Raw genomic sequence first — 17,368 nt, forward strand, 5'->3', positions numbered from 1 at the left:
CTGGTGCCGAGCCAGGGGCCGGTTTCGGGCGGCACCACCGTGACCCTCACCGGCACCGACCTCACCAGCACGACCGGTGTCTTCTTCGGCACCACACCGGTCGCCTTCACCGTCGTCTCCTCCACCCAGGTCACCGCCGGCGCCCCGCCGGGAAGCGCGGGGCCGGTGTCCGTCACGGTGACCACCGCCGGCGGTACCAGCAACGGCCTCACCTACACCCGGGTCGATCCGCCGAGCATCTGACGTCCGGCCGACGGTGCAAGCGTCTTGCGTGGGCGTTCGTCGAGTGTCCGGGCCGCCCACCGCGATCGCCTCGCGGTGGGCGCAGTCGGCGAGGCAGGCTCGGTGCAGCCGGACGTTGGCCGTCGACGAGCGTCGAACGGCGCCGGTGAGGGGGATGCGGTTGCCGCACCAGGGGCCTGCCCGGCCGGTCCTTGCCGGGCCCGCGGCGTTGTCGTCGGTCGCCGAGGCTCAGCATCTCCTCCCTCCTCCGCCCTGGATTGCACGCACCCTGACGCCGCGGCCTGATCCGACAAGATCGGCCGGGCGGGCCCTGAAGCCCCTGCTGTGGTTGGCTTGCCGGTGAAACCGCAGTCCGAGGAAGAAGGAGAGCAGGACCATGGGACAGGTGCAGGCCACCACCGAGCACGTCTACGACGCCGCCCCCGAGCGGGTGTACGAGGCGCTGGCCGACTACCAGGTGACCCGCCCCAAGCTGCTGCCGGCGCAGTACAGCGAGTACGAGGTCCGGGTCGGCGGCACCGGTGCGGGTACCCAGGTGCACTGGAAGCTCCAGGCCACCGAGAAGCGGATCCGGGACTGCCTGTTCACCGTCTCGGCGCCGACGCCGGACCAGCTGGTGGAGAAGGACGCCAACTCCAGCATGGTGATCACCTGGACGGTCTCCGCGGTCGGCGAGGGCCGGTCCAAGGTCACCGTCTCGGCGACCTGGCAGGGCGCAGGCGGCATCGGCGGCTTCTTCGAGCGGACCTTCGCCCCGAAGGGCCTGAACCGGATCCACGACCAGGTGCTGGCCGCCCTGGCCGCCGAGGTCCGCTGACCCTGCCGCCCAATCCGGGCATTTCTTCGAGGAGTTCGTCCACCCGTACGACCGCCAATCCGTACGGGTGGACGGCCGCCACCTGCGGGTGACGGCAGGGCCCCCGGCGCGGCGGAGTCACCCTAGGCTCGCCGCCGTGCATATGACGATTCTTCACATTTCACAGCCCGTCGACGGCGGAGTCGCCCGCGTCGTCGTCGACCTGGTCCGCGGCCAGCGCGAGGCCGGCCATCGGGTGCTGGTCGCCTGCCCGCGCGGTGGCCGGCTGGCCGGGGAGGCTGCCGCGGTCGGCGCGCTGGTCCACGACTGGCCCGCCCGCCGGTCGCCCGGCCCGGCCACCGCCGCCGAGGCGTGGCGGCTGCGACGGATCGTCCGGGCCGCCGCGCCCGACATGGTCCATCTGCACAGCGCCAAGGCCGGCCTGGCGGGCCGGCTGGCCATCCGGGGCGCGGTGCCGACCGTCTTCCAGCCGCATGCCTGGTCGTTCGCCGCGGTCGACGGCGCGTCGGCCGCCGCCGCCCTGCGCTGGGAGCGGTACGCGACCCGCTGGGCGCACCGGCTGCTCTGCGTCAGCGTCCAGGAGCGGGCCGACGGCGTCGCGGCCGGCCTGCACGCCGACTGGGCGGTGGTGCCCAACGGTGTCGACGTCCGCCACTACGCGCCGGCCGAGCGGCGGGCCGCCCGGATCGCGCTCGGGCTGGACCTGGACGCCCCGCTGGCGGTCTGCGTGGGCCGGCTGTGCCGGCAGAAGGGCCAGGACGTGCTGCTCGCCGCCTGGCCCGAGGTGCTGCGCCGGGTGCCGCAGGCCCGGCTTGCGCTGGTCGGCGGCGGTCCGGACGGGGCCGGCCTGGCCGACACCGTGCGGGAGTCCGCCGAGCCGTCCCGGGTCCGGCTGGCCGGGGACGTCCCGGATCCGCGGCCGTGGCTGGCGGCGGCCGACCTGGTGGTGCTGCCGTCGCGCTGGGAGGGGATGGCGCTGGCCCCGCTGGAGGCGATGGCGGCCGGCCGCCCGGTGCTTTTGACCGATGTGTCCGGGGCCCGGGAATGCCTCCCGCCGGCCGAGCGGAAGCAGGCCGTGGTGCCGTCCGAGGATGCCGATGCGCTCGCCACCCGAATGGCCGAAGCGCTGTCCGATCCGATCGAGTGCGAGCGGCGCGGCGCACGCCTGCGCGACCATGCCGCGGCCCGCCATGACGTGCGATCGGTGGTCGAACAGGTGGACGCGCTCTACCGGGACCTGCTGGGGGCCGGGCCGGCGGCGGGCCGGCGTCGTGCCCGTGTCCCGCAGCGGATCTGATCGTTTCACATGCCGTGAATGCCGGTCGCTCTGGCGCTGCCGTATTCGCACCCTCAACCGGTTGTGGGCGAGGCGTGGAGTCGGAATTACCTATTAACGGGCGGCTGGAATGAGATGGCAAGGCAACTTCCAGCATTCGAGCCCACGTTCGGTGATGTCTGATTTTGCCTGCATCATTTCGATTTCGCGCCGGAAATTCGCGAGAAAGCCGCCAGCGGCAGCAGGAGCTGTCAGGACCGCGCCCACCGGGCCGGGACGGCCGGTCTGGGCCGACCGGCGCCGGGAGGCCGTCACTCCGGGCACACAGCAGGGGAGTTCGTGCGCTGATGACCATTGACCACAACAGCGTGCCACGGCCCGGCCGGCCCCCCTCCGGCGCGCACCGGCCCCCCTCCGGCCCGCGCCGGCCCGCCACCGGCCTGCTCGACCGCCCGGCCCGGTCCGCCCAGACCCGCAGCGCCCCGCCGGTCCGCCGCCACCGAAGGCCGGTCCGCTCAAGGCTCGCCCTGCCCGCCGCCCTGGCCGCGGTCGACGCCTTCGCGCTGTGCAACGCCACCGGGATCGCCAACCGCGCGCTCGACCCGGCGGTCCGGGTCGAGCCGCTGCTCGGCGTGGCCGCCCTGCTGCCGCTGCTGCTCGTGCTCAACCTGGCCGCCGGCCTCTACCGCACCCGGCTCACTCTCTCCGTCCTCGACGAACTCCCCGCACTGACCGTCCGGGCCGTCGTCGCCACCGCCTTCGCCGTCACCCTGGCCCGCTGTCTCGGCGGACGCTGGCCCGACTGCGGCCCCGCCACCCCGGCCCGGCTCACCGCCCTGCTCGGCACGCAGCTGCTGCTCGCCGTCTGCGGCCGCGCCCTGCTCTACCACCTGGTCCGCCGGATCCGCCGCAGCCGCCCCAGCCCCGTCCTGGTGCTCGGCGCCGGCCGGCTCGGCCGCCGGGTCGCCGCCGCCCTCAGCGAACGCGGCGAGTACGGGATGCGCCCGGTCGGCTTCCTCGACCCCGACCCGCCGCTGCTGGCGGGCGACACCGACCTGCCGGTTCTCGGCGGCCGCGAAGTGCTGGAACGCGAGATCCGCCGCCACCGGATCCACCACGTCGTCGCCACCGCCGGCGCCGCCGACGAGGCCGAGACCGCCGCCGCCCTGCGCGACGCGGCCCGGCTCGGCTGCCAGGTCTGGCTGGTGCCCGCGCTGCGCGAGCACGGCTCACTGGAGACCGGCCGCCTCACCGGCGGCGACCACCTCTGGGGCTTCCCCTGCCTGCGGGTCGGCCGCCCGGCGATGCGCCGCCCCGGCTGGGCCGCCAAGCGCGCCCTCGACGTGACCGCCGCCGGCCTCGGCCTGCTCGCCCTCGCCCCCGTGCTCGCGCTCTGCGCCCTCGCCGTCCGCTTCGACACCGGCCCCGGCGTACTCTTCCGCCAGCAGCGCACCGGGCTCGACGGCCGGGTCTTCACCGTCCTGAAGTTCCGCACCCTGCGCCCCAGCAACGAGCACGAGTCCGCGACGCGCTGGAACATCGCCCAGGACCACCGGATGGGCGCCGTCGGCAAGTTGATGCGCCGCAGCTCCCTCGACGAGCTGCCGCAGCTGTGGAACGTCCTGCGCGGCGACATGAGCCTCGTCGGCCCGCGCCCCGAGCGCCCCTACTTCGTCATGCGGTTCAGCCGGGCCTACCCCGAGTACGCGGACCGCCACCGCGTCCCTGTCGGCCTCACCGGCCTCGCCCAGGTCAACGGCCTGCGCGGGGACACCTCGATCGAGGACCGGGCCCGCTTCGACAACCGCTACATCGAGAGCTGGAGCCTCTGGCAGGACGTCAAGGTCCTGTGCCGCACGGCGGCCCTGATGCTCCACCCGGACGGGAGCTGACCCGCGTGGCCCTCACCCTCACCGCCGTCCCCCGACCCGCCCGGGCCTTACGCCGGGCCGGGACGGCCCTCCTGGAACGGCCCAGCCTCCTCGCCGCCGCCACCGTCCTGCTGGTCTGCGTCCCCACCGGCGAGAAGGACGTCGCCGCCGCCGTCCACGTCACGGCGGCCGACCTCGCCTCGCTCGCCCTGGTCGCGCTCACCGCCGCCGGCCTGCTGCGCGGCCGCACGCCCGTGATCGGCCGCACCGCCGCCGTCCGGTTCGGCGCGATCGTGGTCGCCGCCGCCGTCGCCACCATCGGCTCCATCGACCCGGCCACCAGTCTCACCGGCTTCGTCCGCCTCACCCAGGTCTTCGTCCTGGTGCCCGCCGCCGTGCTCTGCGCGCTGCGCGACCGCACCGACCAGCGGCTGGTCCTCGGCTCCTTCGTCGCCGCCGCCCTGATCCAGGGCGTGGTCGGCGCCCACCAGTACCTCACCCGGACCGGCGCCTCCTACACCGGCCAGCCGATCCGGGCCGTCGGCACCTTCGGCGCGCTCGACGTCATGGCGATGTCCACCGTCGTCAGCTACGGCCTGCTCGCCGCCCTCGCCCTCGCCCTCGCCGAACGCGGGCCCGGCGGCGACCGGCGGCTGCGCCGCGCCATGTACGCGGCCGCCGCCTTCCTCGCCTTCCCGCTCGCCGTCTCCTTCAGCCGCGGCAGCTGGATCGCCACCGGCGCCGCCGCCGTCGTCCTGCTGCTGCGCGCCGACGCCCGGCTCGCCGTCCGCAGCGCCGTCCTCGCCCTGGCCGCCGGCGTGGTGCTGGTAGGCGGCCTCGGCCTCGGGGGCTCCGGCGTGACCGCCCGGCTCACCTCGATCGGCTCCGTCTCCGCCGCCCCCGACCAGTCGGTCTCCGACCGCTACGACCTCTGGTCCACCGCCGAACGCATCTGGCAGGACCACCCGGTGAGCGGCGCCGGCCCCAAGGCGTTCCAGCAGCTGCGCGACAGCCACGCCCCGCTGCGGCTCTCCTCCGGCAGCGACGCCGCCGACGCCACCATCGGATTCCAGCGCGAACCGCTGCTCTCCCCGCACAACATGTACTTCCTGGTCCTCAGCGAACAGGGCCTGATCGGGATCGTCGCCTACGCCGCCCTCTTCCTCGGCCTGCTCCTCGGCTGCCTGCGCCGCGCCTCCGGCCCCGGCCTCGCCGCCCTGGCCCTGCTGGTCTGGGTGCTGGTCGACTTCCTCTACGCGGACATCGGCGGCACGACCACCGTGCTGACCTCCGTCGTCCTCGGCCTCGCCGCCCGGGCCGCTGCTCCGGAGGCCGTCGCCCGATGACCACCGACCAGCCGGCCGCACTCGCCCCCACGCTGCCGGCCCCCCGGACCGCCCCCGCCGGGACCGACGCCGCCCCCCGACGGGGCTTCCTCGCCAAGGCCTTCGGCGTCACCGCCGTGCTCAGCGCCGCCGGCTCCGGCCTCGGCCTGCTCCGCGACCTGCTGCTGGCCCGCTACTTCGGCGCCAACCAGGGCACCGACGCCTTCCTGGTCGCCTGGACGGTGCCGGAGACCGCCGCACCACTGCTGATCGAGGACGCCATGTCCTTCCTCATGGTGCCCGCCTTCGCCCTCGCCCTGGTGCTGCGCGAGGAGCGGCCCGACGGCCCCGACCCCGTCCGCCAGCTGGTCCGCGCCACCCTGCCCTGGCTGCTGCTCGCCCTGAGCGCGCTCTCGCTCGGCGCCGCGCTCGGCGCCGACCCGCTGGTCGGCCTGCTCGCCCCCGGCCTGGCCAACCCCGCTCTCGCCGTCACCTGCACCCGGATCACGGCGTTCACCGTGCTGCCGTTCGGCGTGGCCGGCTACCTCGCCGCCGCGCTCCGGGCGCACCACCGCTTCACCGCCCCGGCCGGCATCTACGTCGCCTACAACCTCGGCATCCTCGGCGTGCTGCTCAGCTGTCACGCGCTCTGGGGCGTCCGCTCCGCGGCGATCGGCGTCGCCCTCGGCAGCCTGCTGATGGCCGGCCTGCTGGTGAGCCCGTTCCTGCGCCGGCTGCGCACCGGCCGCCCCGCCAGGGGCCGCCGCTCGCGCCACGCGCTGGTGCTGATCCCGCTCGCCCTGCTGCCGGTGGCCGCCTTCACCCTGACCCGGCAGGCGCAGGTCTTCATCGAGCGCTTCCTCGGCTCCGCGCTGCCGCCGGGCACCATCTCGCACCTCAACTACGCCGCCAAGGTCTCCCAACTGGCCATGACGGCGGCCATCCTGATCTGCACCGTCACCTTCCCACTGGTCGCCCGGGCGCTCGCCGCCGGGGATCTCACCGCCGCCCGCGACCGGGTCGAGAAGGACCTCGGCCAGGCCGCCGCCGTCGTCCTGCTCGGCACCGCCTTCCTGCTCGCCTGTGCACCGTCGGTGGTCGCGCTGCTCTTCCAGCGCGGCGCCTTCGGCCCGCAGGACACCGCCGCCACCGCCGCCGTCATCCGGGTCTACAGCTTCGGCCTGCCCGCCCAGGCGCTGATCGGCGTGATGATCCGCCCGTACTTCTCGCTCCGCCCGGTGGTCCGCCGGGCCGGCGACCCGGGCAGCGACGACGGCGGCCGCCGGCTGCTCGACTGGTACCCGGCCGCCGCCATGCTCCTCGGCCTGGTCGTCACCGTCGTCGTCGGGCTGCTCAGCACCTCCCGCTTCGGCGCCCTCGGCCTGGCCGCCGGCAACGCGGCCGGGATCACCGCCGCCGCCGCGCTGCTGCTGCGCGGCCTGGTCCTGCGCGGCATCGCGCTGCGCCTGAGGCTGGTCCTCGGCGGCCACGCCCGGTTGCTGGCCGCCGCCGCCGGCGCGGCCGTCCTCGGCACGCCCGCGGCCGCGTTCCCCTCCCACCCTCTGCTCTCGACGCTGCTCGGGGGCCTCACCGTGGTGCTGGCCTTCGCCGCCCTCGGCACCGGCCTCGGTGCCCGCGAGGTGCGCGGACCGGTCCTCGCCGCCGTCCGGGTCCTGTGCCCGCCACCTGTCGCCGATGAAGGGAAGCTTCCCCATGGACGTTGAACGGGGTTCCCTCCGTTCGGCCCTGTCGGGCGTTCGCCGCTCAGCCGCGCCGGCGGCGGGCGGCCCGCGTGCCGACGCTCCGCGCACCGGCGGCTGCCTTCCCCAGGCGCAGCTGCCCAGAAGCGGCCGCCCCGCCACCGCCCCGTCCGGCTCGCAGGGCTTCTCGCCGTGGATCCTGATGTACCACTCGGTGGCCGTCGAGGAGGAGGACCCGTACCGGCTGACCGTCAGCCCAGAGCGGTTCGCCGAGCAGATCGCCTGGCTGCACCGGCGCGGCCGGCGCGGCGTCTCGGTCCGCGAGCTGATGCGCGCCCGGGCCGCGGGCAAGGACGAGAAGCTGGTCGGCCTCACCTTCGACGACGGCTACGCCGACTTCGCCCGGTACGCCGTACCGATTCTGCAGGCGCACGGCTTCACCGCCACCGCCTACGTGGTTGCCGACCTGCTCGGCCGCGCCAACGACTGGGACATCGAGGGCCCGCGCAAGAAGCTGCTCACCGTCCCGGAGGTCACCGAACTCGCCGCCGCCGGCTGGGAGATCGGCTCGCACGGCCTCGGCCACCGGTCCCTCCCCGGCCTGCCCGCGGACGCCCTCGCCCGCCAGACCCGGGAGAGCCGCCGGGTCCTGGAGGAGGTCGTCGGCGGCCCGGTCACCGGCTTCTGCTACCCGTACGGCGCCGTCGACCTGCCCGCCACCCAGGCCGTCCGCGACGCCGGCTACGACTATGCCTGCGCCATCGCCCACTCCCCGCTGACCGGCCGCTACGCGCTGCCCCGCTGCTACGTCGGCGATCGTGACGGCGCTTGGCGGCTGCGCGCCAAACACGGCCGGCACCAGCTCCGCGACACCGTCACCGAGCTGCGCCACAGCCTGGCCTCCCAGGCGCGTCACAGCCGGGAGGCCGGGCGGTGAGAGTGCTGCACATCGTCACCGGCCTCGCCTCCGGCGGCGCCGAGCGCCAGCTCCAGCTGCTGCTGCGGCACCTGCCCGCGCACCAGCACTGCGAGGTGGTCGCGCTCACCAATCCCGGCACGGTGGCCGCCGCGCTGCGCGCCGAGGGCGTCACCGTCCACCACCTCGCCATGCGCGGGAACCGGGACATCGGCGCACTGCCGCGGCTGGTCCGGCTGATCCGCGCCGGCCGCTACGACCTGGTGCACACCCACCTCTACCGGGCCGGCCTCTACGGGCGCCTCGCCGCCCGCCTCGCCGGGGTCCGGGCCGTGGTGGCCACCGAGCACTCGCTGCACGCGGGGGCGATCGAGGGCCGCCCGGTGACCCGTGGCGTCAAGGGCCTCTACCTGGCCGCCGAGCGCCTCGGCACCACTACGGTCGCGGTGTCCCGGCAGGTCGCCCAGACCCTGTACGCCTGGGGCGTCCCGCCGGCCCGGGTCGAGCTGATCCCCAACGGCATCGACAGCGCCCGCTACCACCGCCCGGACGCCGACCGGGCCGCGGCCCGCGCCCGCCTGCGCGCCGAACTCGGCCTCCCGCCCGGCAGCTGGGTGGTCGGCGGGGTGGGCCGGCTGGTCCCGGGTAAGCGCTTCCACGTCCTGCTGGAGGCACTCGCCGAACTGGACGGCGCAGCGCGCCTCGTCCTGGTCGGCGAGGGCCCCGAGCGCGCCGCCCTGGAGCGGCGGGCCGCCGAGCTCGGCGTCCGGGACCGCCTGGTACTCACCGGCGAGCGCGACGACGTCCCCGAACTCCTCACCGCCCTCGACGTGCTGGCCGCACCCTCGACCGCGGAGACCTTCGGCCTCGGCGTCCTGGAGGGCCTCGCCGCCGGCCTCCCCGTCCGCCACAGCGCCTGCCCGGCGCTGGACGAACTGCCACCCGCCGCCGCCCCGCAGGCCCGCCGGATCCCCTCCGACGCCGCCGCCTACGCCACCGCGCTGGGCGAGTTGCGCCACCTCAACGACCACAACAGCGACCCGCTGCCCCGCCCTCCGGCCGTCGGCCACTACGACATCGCCCGGGTGGCCGCCGACCTCGGCGCCCTCTACGACCGCCTGGCCCCCGCTTGAGCCGCCGGCCGCCCCCGACCCGCCGCGCCGCCGGCCCGGCGGCCCTCATGTCCAAGGAGCACCCCATGTCCGAACCGCGCCGAAGCGCCCGCAGCCTGGCCCGCCGCTGGTGGCCGGTGGTCCTCGCGGTGCCGCTGGGCGCCGCCGGCGGCGCCGGGTACGCCGCGGTGGCCCACCCCTCGTACGCCGCCAACTCCTATGTGATCGTGGTGCCGCAGAACCCGGGGGAGAGCGTCACCGCGGTCAACTTCGCCCAGGCGTACGGCCGGCTGGCGGGCCAGCCGCAGGTGCTCGCCGCGGCCGCCGCCGAGACCGGCCGGAGCCGCACCCAGCTGGAGGCCCTGGTGCACGGCACCACCTCCCCGGACGCCCCGATGATCGAGATCACCGGCACCGGCGGCCGGCCGCAGGAGGCCGTCGAGGCCGCCGACGCGGTGGCCCGCTCGCTGGTCGCCTTCGCCAACGGCAGCACCAAGGAGACCGGTGTCCGGCTGGTCCCGCTCGCCCCGGCGGCCGAGCCGGACCGGCCGACCACCCCCTCCGCCGAACTGGACGTCGCGGTCGGCGGCGCGGCCGGTGTGCTGATCGGCGCGCTGGTGATGATGGCCCGTCGCCGGGGCGGCGACGGGCCCGCACCCGAGGCCGTGGCCGCGCCGACCGCCCCGCGCCCGCGCACCGAGGAGCCCGCGGCGGCCCGGGACGGGGCCCCGGCCGCCCCCGCCAAGGCCCCGGCGGGCAGGGCCGGGCAGACCGAGCAGGACGAGCAGACCGGCAAGAGCGACAAGGCCGACAAGGCCGACAAGAGCCAGAAGGCCGCCGCCGGGAGCGGACGATGAGCACCGGGGCCGCCCCGGCCACCGGTCTCCCCGCCCCGCCCGCCGCACCGGGCTGGACGGCCGAGCTGCGCCGGGAGGACGACGCCCTGGACGTCCTCGCCGAGGAGTGGGACGACCTGGCCACCCGCTGCCGGACGGCCACCTTCTTCCAGGCCGCCGCCTGGCAGCGTTCCTGGTGGCGCCAGTACGGCCGCCCGGGCGAGCTGCTGGTGGTGCTGGTCCGCCGGGACGGCCGGCTGGTCGGCGCGGGTGCGTTCCAGCGTCGCCGCGGCCCGCTCGGCGGCCTGACCGGCCTCGGCGACGGCCTGGTCGACTTCACCGACATCCTGCTCGACGACGACTGCGCCGACCGCGCCGCCGCCGAGTTCGCCGCCGTCCTCCCGCTCACCCGCCCCTGGCACAGCCTGGAGCTGCGCGAGGTGCACCCCGAGGCGGCCGTGCAGCGGGTGTTCGAGCAGTGGCCCGGCCATCGGCGCCGGTTCGCCGACTCGCTCTGCCAGTACCTCCCGGCCGTCCCGATGGACCAGTTGCTCAAGCGGCTGCCGGGCAAGACCGCCCAGCGCAACCGGGTCAAGCTGCGCAAGATCGCCGCGGTCGGCGTCGAGGTCCGCCCGACGCCGCCGGAGGAGGTGCCCGAGGCGCTGGAGGGCATGCTCCGGCTGCACTTCCTGCAGTGGCAGGAGCGCGGCGTCACCGCGGAGCACCGCACCGAGCGGTTCGCCCGCCACCTCGCCGAGTCCACCACGGGCCTGGTCGCCACCGGCCGCGCCGCCGTGCACCAGTTCCGGCTGGACGGCGAGCTGGTCGCGGTCAACCTGCTGCTGCTCTGCCCGTCCTTCAGCGGCCTCTACCTGTACGGCGCGCACCCGAGGCTGCGCGACCGGCTGGACATCGCCGGGCTGCTGTTCGGCGCGGCGCTGGACGAGACGGTCGCGGCCGGGATCCCGGTGATAGGCCTGCTGCGCGGCCAGGAGCCGTACAAGCAGCGCTGGCGGCCGGACGGGCGGCCGAACCAGCGGCTGCTCCTCGGCCCGCGCGGGCCGGCCCCCGCCGCCGGCGCCCGGGCCGGAACGGTGCGGGCCCGGCAGGTCGCGGTGCACGTGCTGAACACCCGGCTGCCGAGGCTCAAGGAGGCGTTGCTGGCCCGCCGCCGGAGCTGACCTGGTCCCGGCCGGCAGGCCCCGTTCACCGGGCCCCCGCGCCGGGTCAGCGCCGGGCGGGTCCGCCGGCCGGCGACGGGCTCGGCGAGGCCGTGGGCGAGGCCGACGGCACCGGAGCGGTCGACGGGGCGGCCGACGGAGCAGCCGACGGGGTGGCCGTCGCCGTGGGTACCGGGGCCGCCGACGGCACGGTGACCGTGGCCCCCTTGGACCCGTCCATGAGGTTCTTGAACCGGGCGCTGGACGCCGGGTTCTTGTCACACTGCCAGAACCCGTGCGGGCAGTAGTCGGTGACGGTCTGGTAGCTGGTGTCGTGGGTGCGCATCCACTCCACCATCCGCTGCACGTACTCCGGGTTGTCCCCGTTCCGGAACAGCCCCCACTCCGGGTACGAGACCGGTTTGCCGCGCTTGGCCGCGAACTCCACCTGGTCCTGCAGCCCGTACGGCTCGCGCACGTAGTCGTCGAAGGTGGCGCCGGCAGGCTGGTCGTAGCTGTCCATGCCGATGATGTCGACCACGTCGTCGCCGGGGTAGCACTTGGTCCACGGGATGGCGTCCGCCCCCCGGTTCGGGGCGAAGTCGAAGCGGAACCGCTGCCCTGGCACCGATCGCATCACCGAGACGATCCGCCGCCAGTACGTCTTCCAGGCTGCCGGGTCGGGCTTGCAGCGGTGGGTGTAGGTGACGCCGTTCATCTCCCAGCCGAGGGTGAGCACGGTGTCCGCCCCGCCGAGCGCGACCAGCCGGCGGGCGAGCGTGAGGAAGTGCCGGTCGAAGTCCCCGCGCGCGCCCTGGGCGAGCAGCCTCGCCACCTCGGCGTCCGGCACGTTGCCCTCGTTGGGCACCAGCATCGGCACGCCGAGGACGAGCATCCGGGCCGGGGCGGCGAGCCGCCACTGCGACCACATGCCGAGCACCACCGGCTCGCCCTCGATGTCGGCCCAGCCGTTTCCGGCCAGGTAGGTGTGGCCGACCTGCATGTTGGCGTTGTTCAGCCATTGCGCGTACCGGCCGAGCTGCGGGATGTAGTTGTCCCAGGAGCCGACGAAGGCACCGAACGGGGGCTCGTGCTGCGGCCGCTGGACGACCGGCCGGGGCGCCGCGCCGCGCGGCTGGACGGCGTCGGAGGAGAGGCTGTGCCGTTCGGTCTGGCTGAGCGGCGTCCCGGTCGGGACGCCGGCGGTGGTCAGCAGCAGCAGGGCGGCGCCGGCCAGCGTCAGGCGGCCGTATCGCATGGTCTCTCCTCCGGGCGTCGCAGAACGGGGCCGGATCGACGGACCGTGGTGCCCCGTTCGCAGACAGTAGGCCCAGTAGGTATCGGAAAAGCCGAATGTCACCCTAAAGTGGGCGATATTCGAACGCCGTCTGAACAACGCCGTCTGCCCCAACGTGCCGTGTATCACCTCTGTAACAGTCCGCGCGGCCCCGGGAGCCCTACCGCAGCGGGCCGTGCGGAGCGGCGGCGGGCCCGACGGCGCAGGTCGGCGGGCGGGTCCGGGGGAGGCCCGGGATCCGGCCGGTCCTCGTCCCACCGTTCGGACCCGAGGGAAAGTCCGGCTGACTCGTGTGGGTGCCGAAAGGTACGCTCCGCCCGTGTCCTGGAAGCCGCTGCGTGTTCTCACCCCCCGATCGATCCTCCCTGCCCTGGCGGTGCTGCTGGTCCTTGTGGCGGGCGCGGCCGCGCACGCCAACAAGCCGGTGCCGTTCGGGGACCGGGTGGCCGAGCCGGGCGGAGCGGACGCCAGCCCGGTCAACGCGCAGTCGCTGAGCGCGGCCGACCTGGAGCTGAAGGTGGGCCCCGGCCTGGAGGCGTACAACCGCTCCACCGGCGAACACGCCTGGTCCTACCGCCGCGAGGGCGCCACCGCGCTCTACCTGTCGATGGCGGGCGAGAGCGCCGTGGTGGTCTGGGACGACGGCCTGGTCACCTCGGTACGGCCCGGCGACCACGAGGTGCGCTGGCACCGCGCCGTCCCCGGTCTGGCCGACTGGCTGCGCGGTGACGGCGAGCCGGGAGCCGACAAGCGCACCGAGGAGCAGCGCAAGCAGCTGGCGACGGAGCGCGCCGCCGCGGCCCTGCACACCGTCCAGCAGTCCGCGCCCTGGGTGGCGGTGGTCACACCCAACCTGACGATGGGTTTCCGCGACGGCGACGGCGACCTGCGCTACAACTCCAAGCCGGCCGGCAACTGCGTCTACGACCCGATGCGCACGGTCGGCACGGACTTCGCGGTGCTGGTCCCGCGCACCTGCACCAACAGCAGCGGCCAGCCGGTCTCCGGGGGCATCAACGGCTACCGGCTGGACAGCACCGGCTGGGTGCTGAACGCCGGTCCGGCGGTCTCGCTGAAGGCCCTGGACGGCCGCCGGGTGCTGATCTCGGACGGCCCGATCGTCGGCCCCAAGGTGTTCGACACCCAGGCCGCCGCCCCCGAGTCCGCCTGCGGCAGCCCGTCCGAGCCGTTCGCCGCGGTCCGCCCGCAGGGCACCTGCGCGGCCCCGGAGGCGGGCTCCCAGCCGTAGCCGCGCTCCCGGGCGGTACCCCGGGCCGGTAATTCTCCGGGCCCCCTCGCGGGGCCCGGTAGACTTGCCGTCATGGCTGTTCTCTCCGGGCACTAGCGGGCGAGCGGCGCCGCCCCGAGCGGTCTGCCGGTCCACCGACGACGCCCCCTTCCGCTGCCCCGGTCCTGAGCCCCGCCCAGGTGCCCGCCCACGTCCCAGGAGTAGTTCCCAGCCATGATTTCCGCCAACGCCCTCGAGCTGCGCGCCGGTGCCCGGGTCCTGATCGAGTCCGCGAGCTTCAAGGTCGCCCCCGGCGACCGGATCGGCCTGGTCGGCCGCAACGGCGCCGGCAAGACCACGCTCACCAAGGTCCTGGCCGGCGACGGCCTGCCGGCCGCGGGCACCGTGACCCGCTCCGGCGAGGTCGGCTACCTCCCGCAGGACCCGCGCACCGGCGACCTCGACGTCCTCGCCAAGGACCGCATCCTCTCCGCCCGCGGCCTCGACTCCGTGCTGAGGAAGATGCGCGAGAACGAGGACCGGATGGCCAACGGCAAGGGCGCCACCCAGGAAAACGCGATGAAGAAGTACGCGCGCCTGGAGACGGAGTTCCTCACCAAGGGCGGGTACGCCGCCGAGGCCGAGGCCGCCACCATCGCCGCCGCGCTGGGCCTGCCGGACCGCATCCTGGGCCAGCAGCTGCACACGCTCTCCGGTGGTCAGCGCCGCCGCGTCGAGCTGGCCCGGATCCTCTTCTCCGACTCCGACGTGCTGCTGCTCGACGAGCCCACCAACCACCTCGACGCCGACTCGATCGCCTGGCTGCGGGACTTCCTGAAGACGTACAAGGGCGGCTTCATCGTCATCTCGCACGATGTCGACCTGGTCGAGACGGTCGTCAACAAGGTCTTCTACCTGGACGCCAACCGCTCCGCGATCGACGTCTACAACATGGGCTGGAAGCAGTACCAGCAGCAGCGCGAGGACGACGAGAAGCGCCGCAAGCGCGAGCGGGCCAACGCCGAGAAGAAGGCCGCGACGCTGAACGCGCAGGCCGACAAGATGCGCGCCAAGGCCACCAAGACGGTGGCCGCGCAGAACATGGCCCGCCGCGCGGAGAAGCTGCTCTCCGGTCTGGAGCAGGTCCGGCAGAGCGACAAGGTCGCCAAGCTGCGCTTCCCGGACCCGGCCCCCTGCGGCAAGACCCCGCTGACCGCCGCCGACCTCTCCAAGTCCTACGGCTCGCTGGAGATCTTCACCGGCGTCGACCTGGCCATCGACCGCGGCTCGCGCGTCGTCGTGCTGGGCCTCAACGGCGCCGGCAAGACCACCCTGCTGCGGATGCTGGCCGGGGTGGAGAAGCCGGACACCGGCGAGGTGATCCCGGGCCACGGCCTGAAGATCGGCTACTACGCCCAGGAGCACGAGACCCTGGACCCGGAGCGCACGGTGCTGGAGAACATGCGTTCCTCGGCCCCCGACACCGACCTGGTGCAGATCCGCAAGATCCTCGGCTCGTTCCTGTTCTCCGGCGACGACGTCGACAAGCCGGCCGGGGTGCTGTCCGGCGGTGAGAAGACCCGTCTGGCGCTGGCCTCGCTGGTGGTCTCCAGCGCCAACGTGCTGCTGCTGGACGAGCCGACCAACAACCTCGACCCGGCCAGCCGCGAGGAGATCCTCGGCGCGCTGCGCGAGTTCAGCGGCGCGGTCGTGCTGGTCACCCACGACGAGGGCGCGGTCGACGCGCTCCAGCCGGAGCGGATCATCCTGCTGCCGGACGGGGTGGAGGACCTCTGGAGCCCGGCGTACGCCGATCTGGTCTCGCTCGCCTGACCTGGAGTAGACGCTTGGTCCCCTCTTTGGACCAGAAAAGCTAGTCCTTACGGCGTGTCCGGGAATGAAGAGGTCCTGGATTCCGTTTGAGGAGCTTCCGTCGGCCCGCCACTCGATCGTGGTCGGGCCGACGCTGCTGATCAGCCCTTTCGCGCCGGACGGCGTAATCCGCCCGGGGGCGTGCACTCTGCGTGAGCGCCGTTGTGCGCTCGGATCACCACCGGTGGACCACGCATTCCCGACATCGACCTTGCCGAATGGGTGGCCAGGACGCTGTGGATGGGTGATCATGGGAATCTGACCGAGCAACGCTACGAGGAGGCACGGGTGGCCGAGACTCTGAAAAAGGGCAGCCGGGTGACCGGTGCCGCGCGTGAGAAGCTCGCGGCCGATCTCAAGAAGAAGTACGACTCCGGGGCGAGCATTCGCGCTCTCGCGGAGGAGACCGGTCGCTCGTACGGCTTCGTGCACCGGATGCTGAGCGAGTCCGGAGTGATCCTCCGGGGCCGCGGTGGTGCCACGCGGGGCAAGAACAAAGCTACTGCTGGAGCCAGCTCCTGACGGTCCGTCAGTCCATCGGCGGATGACTCGGCGGCAGGGCGCCGACCGGGGAGGCGACCGTTGGTCGTCCGCCCCCGGCCCGTGCGAACCGGCCGCCGATCGTCATGCCCGCCCGCGCCGCGCTCCGGCGCCCCCGCCCTTCCGCAATCGAGTGCGCCGCCGCCCTGCCGCTGCGCTTCCAGGTTTGTTACTCTCCGGTAGCCAAGTCCCTCGCCACCGGAGGTCCCCGCATGACCGCCCCCGCCACCGACCCGCAGGCCCCGAGCTGGGAGCAGGACGGCGTACGCCTGGAGATCGACGGCGAGCTCGCCGTCGTCACCCTCTGTCAGCCCCAGCGGCGCAACGCCCAGTCGCCCGCGATGTGGCGCGCCCTGACCGCCGCCGGCCGCCAACTGCCGGGCGGCGTCCGGGTGGTGCTGCTCCGCGCCGAGGGCGTCTCCTTCTCGGCCGGCCTGGACCGCGCGATGTTCACCGCCGAGGGCATCCCCGGTGAGCGCACCTTCCTCCAGCTGGCCGCCGCCGAGGACAAGGACCTCGACGACACCATCGCCTCCTACCAGGAGGCCTTCACCTGGTGGCGCCGCCCCGACCTCGTCTCCATCGCCGCCGTCCAGGGCCACGCCGTCGGCGCCGGCTTCCAGCTCGCCCTCGGTTGCGACCTGCGCGTCGTCGCCGAGGACGTCCGGTTCTCCATGAAGGAGACCTCGCTCGGTCTCGTGCCCGACCTGGCCGGAACCAAGCCGCTCACCGACCTGGTCGGCTACGCCCGGGCACTGGAGATCTGCGCCACCGGCCGCTGGGTGGGCGCCGAGGAGGCCGCCGCCATCGGTCTGGCCAACCTGGCCGTCCCCGGCGCGGAGCTCGACGGTGCCGCCCGCGACCTCGCCGCCGCGCTGCTGGCCGCGCCCCGCAGCGCCGTCATCGAGACCAAGGCGCTCCTCCAGGGCGCGGGTGGCCGCTCGTACGACGAGCAGCGCTCGGCCGAACGGGTGGCGCAGGCCCGCCGGCTGCGCGACCTGGCCGGTATCGGCGACTGACCGCCGCCCTTCCGCCGAAGGCCCGGCTCGCGGGGTGCCCCCCCCCCCCCCCCCCCCCCCCAAGAAAAGGGGGGTGGGGGTTTTAGGGGCTTGGGGGGGGGGGGGGCGGGGGGGGGGGGGGGGGGGGAGGGGGGGGGGGGGGGGGAGTTGTGCAGA

The 17,368-nt window shown here is 74.7% G+C and carries 15 protein-coding genes; 14 read left to right on the forward strand and 1 reads right to left on the reverse strand.

Annotation, left to right across the window (positions count from 1 at the left end):
* The 10 genes from ACZ5WK_RS15930 to ACZ5WK_RS15975 form a co-directional block, all read left to right on the forward strand.
* Positions 1-243, forward strand: a 243-nt coding sequence (locus ACZ5WK_RS15930) for an IPT/TIG domain-containing protein (protein ID WP_465547971.1), incomplete at its 5' end; no start/stop codon positions are given.
* 376 nt (positions 244-619) lie between these two features.
* Entirely contained in the window at positions 620-1,060 is a 441-nt protein-coding gene (locus ACZ5WK_RS15935; protein WP_465547973.1) for an SRPBCC family protein, read from the forward strand.
* A gap of 142 nt (positions 1,061-1,202) precedes the next feature.
* Positions 1,203-2,357, forward strand: a complete 1,155-nt coding sequence (locus tag ACZ5WK_RS15940; RefSeq protein WP_465547975.1) for a glycosyltransferase — start codon at positions 1,203-1,205, stop codon at positions 2,355-2,357.
* Between the two features lie 326 nt (positions 2,358-2,683).
* Complete coding sequence (locus ACZ5WK_RS15945; protein ID WP_465547977.1) at positions 2,684-4,228, forward strand: exopolysaccharide biosynthesis polyprenyl glycosylphosphotransferase; 1,545 nt, start codon at positions 2,684-2,686, stop codon at positions 4,226-4,228.
* Between the two features lie 5 nt (positions 4,229-4,233).
* Entirely contained in the window at positions 4,234-5,553 is a 1,320-nt protein-coding gene (locus ACZ5WK_RS15950) for an O-antigen ligase family protein (protein WP_465547979.1), read from the forward strand.
* Complete coding sequence (locus ACZ5WK_RS15955) at positions 5,550-7,256, forward strand: lipid II flippase MurJ (protein WP_465547981.1); 1,707 nt, start codon at positions 5,550-5,552, stop codon at positions 7,254-7,256. Before ACZ5WK_RS15950 ends, ACZ5WK_RS15955 begins: the two co-directional genes overlap by 4 nt.
* Entirely contained in the window at positions 7,246-8,169 is a 924-nt protein-coding gene (locus ACZ5WK_RS15960) for a polysaccharide deacetylase family protein (RefSeq protein ID WP_465547983.1), read from the forward strand. The genes ACZ5WK_RS15955 and ACZ5WK_RS15960 overlap by 11 nt, the downstream gene beginning before the upstream one ends.
* Positions 8,166-9,281, forward strand: coding sequence for a glycosyltransferase (locus ACZ5WK_RS15965; RefSeq protein WP_465547985.1), 1,116 nt, complete (start codon positions 8,166-8,168; stop codon positions 9,279-9,281). The genes ACZ5WK_RS15960 and ACZ5WK_RS15965 overlap by 4 nt, the downstream gene beginning before the upstream one ends.
* Before the next feature lie 65 nt (positions 9,282-9,346).
* Positions 9,347-10,117 carry a YveK family protein gene (locus tag ACZ5WK_RS15970; RefSeq protein ID WP_465547987.1) on the forward strand — a complete coding sequence of 257 codons (771 nt, stop codon included), beginning with the start codon at positions 9,347-9,349 and terminating at the stop codon, positions 10,115-10,117.
* Complete coding sequence (locus ACZ5WK_RS15975) at positions 10,114-11,277, forward strand: GNAT family N-acetyltransferase (RefSeq protein ID WP_465547989.1); 1,164 nt, start codon at positions 10,114-10,116, stop codon at positions 11,275-11,277. The genes ACZ5WK_RS15970 and ACZ5WK_RS15975 overlap by 4 nt, the downstream gene beginning before the upstream one ends.
* Positions 11,278-11,323: 46 nt before the next feature.
* Here the strand turns inward: ACZ5WK_RS15975 and ACZ5WK_RS15980 are convergent, their stop codons facing one another.
* Positions 11,324-12,514 (reverse strand): glycoside hydrolase family 26 protein, encoded by a 1,191-nt coding sequence (locus ACZ5WK_RS15980; RefSeq protein WP_465547991.1) that lies wholly within the window; start codon positions 12,512-12,514, stop codon positions 11,324-11,326.
* 358 nt (positions 12,515-12,872) lie between these two features.
* On the opposite strand from ACZ5WK_RS15980, the gene ACZ5WK_RS15985 reads away from it, so the two are divergent.
* From ACZ5WK_RS15985 to ACZ5WK_RS16000, 4 genes are all read left to right on the forward strand, one after another.
* A complete protein-coding gene (locus tag ACZ5WK_RS15985) occupies positions 12,873-13,802 on the forward strand; it encodes a hypothetical protein (protein ID WP_396324172.1) in 930 nt (309 codons plus the stop codon).
* A gap of 213 nt (positions 13,803-14,015) precedes the next feature.
* Entirely contained in the window at positions 14,016-15,614 is a 1,599-nt protein-coding gene (locus ACZ5WK_RS15990) for an ABC-F family ATP-binding cassette domain-containing protein (RefSeq protein WP_465547994.1), read from the forward strand.
* Between the two features lie 327 nt (positions 15,615-15,941).
* Positions 15,942-16,175 (forward strand): helix-turn-helix domain-containing protein, encoded by a 234-nt coding sequence (locus tag ACZ5WK_RS15995; protein WP_049658450.1) that lies wholly within the window; start codon positions 15,942-15,944, stop codon positions 16,173-16,175.
* A gap of 230 nt (positions 16,176-16,405) precedes the next feature.
* Positions 16,406-17,212: an enoyl-CoA hydratase/isomerase family protein gene (locus ACZ5WK_RS16000; protein WP_396324170.1), complete on the forward strand. Its 807-nt coding sequence runs from the start codon at positions 16,406-16,408 to the stop codon at positions 17,210-17,212.
* Positions 17,213-17,368 lie beyond the last annotated feature (156 nt).

The sequence above is a fragment of the Kitasatospora sp. NPDC032757 genome (assembly GCF_055579305.1).

Excerpts from the sequence above, each read along its gene's own strand:
- ACZ5WK_RS15955 (WP_465547981.1), top strand. The coding sequence starts at position 5,550 with ATGACCACCGACCAGCCGGCCGCACTCGCCCCCACGCTGCCGGCCCCC.
- ACZ5WK_RS16000 (WP_396324170.1), top strand. The coding sequence starts at position 16,406 with ATGACCGCCCCCGCCACCGACCCGCAGGCCCCGAGCTGGGAGCAGGAC.
- ACZ5WK_RS15945 (WP_465547977.1), top strand. The coding sequence starts at position 2,684 with ATGACCATTGACCACAACAGCGTGCCACGGCCCGGCCGGCCCCCCTCC.
- ACZ5WK_RS15970 (WP_465547987.1), top strand. The coding sequence starts at position 9,347 with ATGTCCGAACCGCGCCGAAGCGCCCGCAGCCTGGCCCGCCGCTGGTGG.
- ACZ5WK_RS15975 (WP_465547989.1), top strand. The coding sequence starts at position 10,114 with ATGAGCACCGGGGCCGCCCCGGCCACCGGTCTCCCCGCCCCGCCCGCC.
- ACZ5WK_RS15935 (WP_465547973.1), top strand. The coding sequence starts at position 620 with ATGGGACAGGTGCAGGCCACCACCGAGCACGTCTACGACGCCGCCCCC.
- ACZ5WK_RS15940 (WP_465547975.1), top strand. The coding sequence starts at position 1,203 with ATGACGATTCTTCACATTTCACAGCCCGTCGACGGCGGAGTCGCCCGC.
- ACZ5WK_RS15960 (WP_465547983.1), top strand. The coding sequence starts at position 7,246 with ATGGACGTTGAACGGGGTTCCCTCCGTTCGGCCCTGTCGGGCGTTCGC.
- ACZ5WK_RS15980 (WP_465547991.1), bottom strand. The coding sequence starts at position 12,514 with ATGCGATACGGCCGCCTGACGCTGGCCGGCGCCGCCCTGCTGCTGCTG.
- ACZ5WK_RS15990 (WP_465547994.1), top strand. The coding sequence starts at position 14,016 with ATGATTTCCGCCAACGCCCTCGAGCTGCGCGCCGGTGCCCGGGTCCTG.